Here is a 6,159-nt window from a genome sequence, read left to right as displayed (position 1 = left end):
CGATCTCGACTCCCATGGGGTCGAGGATCATGCTGTTTCCCACGCCCGTGGGCGGGGCCTGGTCGGCCGCGGCGATGTAGATCGTGTTCTCGATCGCGCGCGCCGTGAGGAGGGTGCGCCAGTGGTGCTCTTTGAGCGGACCGCGCACCCATTCCGAGGGGAGCAGAACGAGGTCGGCTCCGGCGTCGACTAGTCGCCGGGTGACCTCGGGGAACCGGGCGTCGTAACAGGTCTGAAGTCCGACGGTGAACTCGCCGAAGGCGAAGGTCTCGGGGGCGTCGAGCGCGCCCGGCACGACCCAGTCGGATTCGCGCGAGCCGAACGCGTCGTAGAGGTGCATCTTGCGGTACTTCGCGACCAGCGCGCCGGTCGGGGCGATCGCGACGAGCGTGTTGGAGAAGCGAGCGGCGTCGGCGTCGTTGGTCTCGACGAGACCGGCCACGATGTGGGTCTCCAACTCGACGGCGATGGCGGCGAGCCCGGCGACGAAGTCTCCGTCTAGGGGCTGCGCGGCATCCACGTATCCCGGTCCGAGATTGGGCTCGAAGTACGACGAGTACTCGGGGTAGACCACGAGGCTGGCGCCGCGGGCGACCGCACGCTCGGCGAGGGTGCGGATGACCACGAGGTTCTCCCCCGGGTCCGCGACCGGCGCGAATTGAGCGACGGCGATCGCGGACTCGGGAGAACTCATGGGGCCAGCCTACTTCTGGTGTGCGCGCACGACCTCGAGAACAGCGGGGTAGAGCGGGTGGGCCGCGTCGAGTCCGGTGACGCTCGTCACGAACTCCTCAGGGGCCGAGTCGGTGAGCAGCTGCTGCAGCTCGACACTCTGCGGGTCTTCGGCGACGTCGAACTCGAGCGCGACGCCCATCGTGCGCACGAGAGCGTCGCTCGCCAGACCGCGTTCGGCGAGTTCGGCGGCGGGGCCAACGAACCGCTCGTTGCGACCGAGCTTGCGCAGGGGCTGGCGTCCGACGCGGTCGACCGTGTCGCTGAGCTCGGGGTTGGCGAAGCGAACCATGTTCTTGTCGATGTAGGCCTGCTGCACCTCGGGGTCGAAGCCGTGCTTCGCGACGAGCAGGGCCTTGGTCTCGGCGAGAACGGCGCGGACTTCAGCGGCGATCTCGGGAGTCGAGAAGGCTTCCGACATCGACGACACGCCGGCCGCGAAGCCGTGGTACGCCGCGGTCGCGTGTCCGGTGTTGACGGTGAAGAGCTTGCGCTCGATGTAGGGGGCGAGGTCGTCGACGAAGTGCGCGTCGGGGATGACCGGCGTGGTCGCACCGAACGGCGTCGACTCGATGGCCCACTCGAAGAACGACTCGACGGTGACGTTGAGCCCAGCGTCGGGGTCCTGCCCGGGGACGATGCGGTCGACGGCCGTATTGGCGAAGATCGCGCCGTCGGCGAGGGCGGCGTCGGGCAGGCTCTTGACGACCTCGACCTTGAGCAGGTCGGTGGCGTTGATCGCGTTCTCGCACGCCATGACGGTGAGCGGGGCGAGATCGGCGGAGCGGTCGACGATCGCCTTCGCGATCAGGGGGGCGACGAACCGCAGCACGTTCGGGCCCACCGCGGTGGTCACGATGTCGGCCGAGGCGATCTCGGCGATCACGTCGGCCTCGTGCGTGGCACTGTTCAGCGCGCGGTAGTTGTCGACCGTCCAGACGCTCGCGCCGTCACCGACCTCGGTGACGACGTAGCTCGGCGTCGTCGCGAGTGCGTCGATGAGGTCGGCGTTGACGTCGGCGAAGACGACCTCGTAGCCGGCCTTGTGCAGGATGAGCCCGACGAAGCCGCGCCCGATGTTGCCGGCGCCGAAATGTACGGCCTTCACGCGTTCACGTCCCCGAGGAGGTCCATGACCTCTTGCGGGGTCTGGGCGGCGAGCAGCTTGGCGACCTCGTCGTCTTCGCTGAACACGATGGCGATCGACGAGAGAACCTCCATGTGACCGCCGTCTTTGCCGGCGATTCCGACGACGAAGCGAACCTCGTTGCCGTCCCAGTCGATGGGGTTGTCGTAGCGCACGAACGAGAGCGCGGACGCGAGGATCGTGTCCTTGCCCTCGTTCGTGCCGTGCGGAATAGCCAGGAAGTTACCCATGTAGGTCGACACAGTCGCCTCACGCTCGTGCATGAAGGCGATGTACTCGGGTGTTACCCCACCCGAGGCGACCAGCAATCGTCCGACCTCGTCGATCGCTTCCGCCGGTGTCGTGGCCGACCCGTGCAGATTGATCTGTGCAAGTTCAAGCACGTTGCTCATGCGTTTCCTCTATTCTTCCTGGCTATTCGTGTGGTGCAGGTGTGGTGCGGGTGTTACTTCGCGGCCTTCTGGGCCTCGAGCAGGGCAACGACCTCGTCGTACTTGGGGCTGCCCATGAAGTTGTCGACAGAGTAGTGGAGTGAGTTCGGCGACTTTTCGGTGGCGCGAGGGGTGAGCTCGCGCTGGGTGATCACGAGGTCGGCGTTGCCACTGAGGTTGGCGATGGACTCGTTCACAACCGTGACGCCCTCGATGCCGGCCTTCTTGAGCTTGTTACGCATGACCGTCGCGCCCATGGCGCTCGAGCCCATGCCGGCGTCGCAGGCGAAGACGATCGACTGGATCGGAGCACGCGTGGCGGTCGTCCCCTCGACGGTGGATGTCGCAGCGGCGGTTCCACCGGACTGGTTCAGGAGCGCGCCGACCTTGCTGTCGCCGCCCTTGTTCGCGGCGTTCGCCGCGACCGCAGAGGCCAGCTGGTCGTCGCCCGACTCGAGAGCCTCGAGGTCGCGCTTGCGGCTCGCGCGGAGGATGACTGCCGCGATGGCGAAGGAGACCGCCGCCGCGCCGATCACGGAGAGCGTGACGCCGAGGTAGCTGTCAGACGCCGTCTGCAGGTAGATCGCGAAGATGCTTCCCGGCGACGCGGGCGCGCGGAGGCCCGAGTTGAAGGCGACGTTGATCGCGATTCCGGTCGCGCCGCCGGCGATGGTGGAGAGAACGAGGATCGGCTTCATCAGCACGTAGGGGAAGTAGATCTCGTGGATACCACCGAAGAACTGGATGATGATCGCGCCGGGTGCGCTTGCGCGCGCCACGCCGACACCGAAGAAGGTGTAGGCGAGCAGGAGGCCGAGGCCCGGGCCCGGGTTTGCCTCGAGCAGGAACAGGATCGACTTTCCGCTGTCCGTCGCCTGCTGGATGCCCAGCGGGGTCAGGATGCCCTGGTTGATGGCGTTGTTGAGGAAGAGGACCTTGCCGGGCTCGATGAAGATGCTCGCAAGCGGGAGCAGTCCGGCCGCGACGAGCCAGTCGACACCCGCGGAGAGCGCGCCGCTGATGGCGGACACGAGCGGCGCGACGCCGAAGAAGGCTCCGAGCGCGAGGATGACGCCGAGGATGCCGGCGGAGAAGTTGTCGACCAGCATCTCGAAGCCGGCGCGGATCTTGCCGGCCCAGAGCTTGTCGACCTGCTTCATGATCCATGCCGCGAGCGGACCGACGATCATCGCTCCGAGGAACATCGGGATCTCGGCGCCGACGATGACACCCATGGTGGCGATCGTGCCGACCACTCCACCGCGGACTCCATAGATCATGCGGCCGCCCTGGTTGGCGATGAGGAGGGGCAGCAGGTACTTGATCATCGGGTCGACGAGTGTGGCGAGCGACTCGTTAGGCGTCCATCCGGTCGGGATGAAGAACGCCGTAATAAGCCCCCAGGCGATGAAGGCGGCGATATTGGGCATGATCATGCCGCTGAGGAAGGTGCCGAACCGCTGGACGCGGACCCGGGCACCCCCTGTCGTCTTAGGAGACGTCGTTGTCATGGGCGTTATTCCGTTTCTGTGGTTGTGGTGAGGGAGTTTGCTGCGGCGGTCACCGCGACGCGGGCCTCCACAGCGCTATTGGCCGAGAGGGCAATCTCGGCGAATTCTTGTGTCTGCGCGAGGGTGAATCGCGCGAGTTCGGTGCGCACGTCGGCGAGGGCCGCCGCGGACATCGAGAGCGATGTCGCCCCGAGCCCGACGAGCACGACAGCCAGCAGCGGGTCGGCCGCCGCCTCGCCGCAGATGCCGACGGGTTTGCCGGCCGTCACACCCGCGCGTCCGACCTCGCCGACCAGGCGCAGCACGGCGGGATGCCACGGGTCCTGGAAGGAGGCGACGGAGCCGAGCAGTCGATCGGCGGCGAGCGTGTACTGCGTGAGGTCGTTGGTGCCGATGCTGGCGAAGTCGGTCTCCGGCAGGATGCGGTCGGCGAGCAGAGCGGCGGCCGGAACCTCGATCATGACGCCGGCGGTCTTGATTCCGAGCTCCTTCGCCAGCTTGGTGAAGTAGCGCGTCTCTTCGACGGTCGACACCATCGGCGCCATGACCCACAGGTCGGCGTCGGTCACCGCGTCGGCGTTGGCCAGGGCGGTGAGCTGATCGCGCAGGATCGGCTCGTTGGCGCGAAGCGCGCGGATACCGCGCAGTCCGAGGGCCGGGTTCTCCTCCGGCTCGTCGTTGAGGAAGCTCAGCGGCTTGTCGGCCCCGGCGTCGAGTGCACGCACGACAACCTTCTTGCCGGCGAACGCGGTGAGCAGCTGCGTGTACTTCTCCTGCTGCTCGGCCACGGTTGGGGCCTTGTCGGAGTCGAGGAACAGGAACTCGGTGCGGAACAGGCCGACGCCCTCGGCACCCTTCTCGACCGCGGGCAGTGCGCCGTCGGTGGAGCCGAGGTTGGCGAGCAGGGGAATCGGGGTTCCGTCGGCGAGAGCACCGGGGCCGACGGGCGCGTCGGCCGCGGCGGCGCGGGCGGCGATCGTGCTGGTCGCGGCGGCCCGCTCGTCGTCGCTGGGGGTGATGTTGACGATTCCGGTCGAGGCGTCGACGACGACGATCTGGTCGTCGTCGAGGTCGAGAGCCCCGGATGCGCCCACGACGGCGACGATGGACTTCTCGCGAGCGAGGATCGCCGTGTGCGAGGTCGGCCCACCGTCGCTCGTGATGAGCGCCAGCACCTTGTCGAGGTCGAGAAGGGCGGTGTCGGCCGGGGCCAGGTCGCGGGCGACGAGGACGAACGGATAGTCGGGGTCGGGCACGCCGGGCGCGGATACACCCTGCAGGTGGGCGACGACGCGCTGCGAGACGTCGTTGAGGTCGGTTGCGCGCTCCCCCATGTATCCGCCCATGCTCGTGAGCAGGTCGCGGAATGCGGCGAACGCCTCGAACACGGCGCGTTCGGCCGTCTTGCCGGTGCCGATCCGGGCGTCGACGTCGTCTTTCAGGGTCGGGTCTTCGGCCATAAACGCCTGCGCGTCGAGCACGTCCTTGGCCGCACCGCCCGCACGGGCGCCGCGGAGTCGGATGTCGGCCGCGGTCGCGGCGAGAGCACCAGCGGCGCGCACCTTCTCGGCGTCGCCACCCACCGTGCTCGCGTCATCCGTCGGCTCGGGAAGAGGCTCGGGCATGCGCAGAACGGGGCCGACCGCGAGGCCGCGCCCGATTCCTACGCCGCTGAGGGTACTCATGCGTCGTGGTCCGTTCCGAGGAACGCGGCGAGATCGTCGAGCGCCGCCTCGGCGTTGTCACCCTCGGCGTGCAGGGTCACCTCGTCGCCGTGCTCGATGCCCAGCGAGATGACGCCGAGGATGCTGGCGGCGTTGATCTTCTTGTCGCCCTTGGTGAGCTCTACCGTGAGCCCGGTCGCGGTAACGGCTTGCACGAAGAGCGACGCGGGCCGTGCGTGCAGGCCGTGAGCGGAAGCGATCGAGACAGTGCGGTCAGCCATGGGGTTAGTCCTTCTGGGTTGTGGTGAGTGTGGAGAAAAGTTCGTAGGCAGCCTCTGCGCCGCCCGGGCCAAAGGTCGTGCTCGCGAGCAGACCGGCCGGTACGCCGAATCCGGCGGCGCGGTCGCGCAGCTGGTCGAAGGTCGAAGAGAGGTGCGATCCGACCAGGAGCACGTCGACAGACGGGAGTCGCGATTCGATGTCGTCATCGCTCGCCGCCTGGATGGTGACGGATTCGCCGCGGGCCGTCGCGATGGTACGCATGCGTCCGGCAAGGAAGGTACTCGAAGCGCCGGCACCACAAATAATCAGAATGGTGGTCATGGATCGCCTCCTTGCGTTCCCTGCGTAACAGCGAATCGACGTACTTAGACCTCTATCTTTGAACGAATCCG

Annotated in this window: 7 protein-coding genes; all 7 read right to left on the bottom strand. The window is 67.4% G+C overall.

All coding sequences use genetic code 11. From position 1 onward, the window contains the following. The coding region (locus ACLQ6X_RS12300) for a carbon-nitrogen hydrolase family protein (RefSeq protein ID WP_411700441.1) at nucleotides 1–694 on the bottom strand (694 nt) is incomplete at its 3' end. 9 nt (nucleotides 695–703) lie between these two features. After that, entirely contained in the window at nucleotides 704–1,840 is a 1,137-nt protein-coding gene (locus ACLQ6X_RS12295) for a mannitol-1-phosphate 5-dehydrogenase (RefSeq protein ID WP_411700440.1), read from the bottom strand. Further along, complete coding sequence (locus ACLQ6X_RS12290) at nucleotides 1,837–2,271, bottom strand: PTS sugar transporter subunit IIA (RefSeq protein ID WP_411700439.1); 435 nt, start codon at nucleotides 2,269–2,271, stop codon at nucleotides 1,837–1,839. Before ACLQ6X_RS12290 ends, ACLQ6X_RS12295 begins: the two co-directional genes overlap by 4 nt. Before the next feature lie 53 nt (nucleotides 2,272–2,324). Continuing rightward, entirely contained in the window at nucleotides 2,325–3,821 is a 1,497-nt protein-coding gene (locus tag ACLQ6X_RS12285) for a PTS mannitol transporter subunit IICB (RefSeq protein ID WP_411700438.1), read from the bottom strand. Between the two features lie 5 nt (nucleotides 3,822–3,826). Continuing rightward, a complete protein-coding gene (gene ptsP / locus ACLQ6X_RS12280) occupies nucleotides 3,827–5,506 on the bottom strand; it encodes a phosphoenolpyruvate--protein phosphotransferase (RefSeq protein WP_411700437.1) in 1,680 nt (559 codons plus the stop codon). Continuing rightward, a complete protein-coding gene (locus ACLQ6X_RS12275) occupies nucleotides 5,503–5,766 on the bottom strand; it encodes an HPr family phosphocarrier protein (RefSeq protein WP_411700436.1) in 264 nt (87 codons plus the stop codon). The genes ptsP and ACLQ6X_RS12275 overlap by 4 nt, the downstream gene beginning before the upstream one ends. A gap of 4 nt (nucleotides 5,767–5,770) precedes the next feature. Then, nucleotides 5,771–6,088 carry a PTS sugar transporter subunit IIB gene (locus tag ACLQ6X_RS12270; protein ID WP_411700435.1) on the bottom strand — a complete coding sequence of 106 codons (318 nt, stop codon included), beginning with the start codon at nucleotides 6,086–6,088 and terminating at the stop codon, nucleotides 5,771–5,773. Nucleotides 6,089–6,159 lie beyond the last annotated feature (71 nt).

Origin of the sequence: Conyzicola sp. (assembly GCF_046714715.1) — a bacterium.
Taxonomy (GTDB): Bacteria; Actinomycetota; Actinomycetes; order Actinomycetales; family Microbacteriaceae; genus Conyzicola.
The sequence above is the reverse complement of the archived record's forward strand: the minus strand, read 5'-3'. Positions and strand labels throughout refer to the sequence as shown.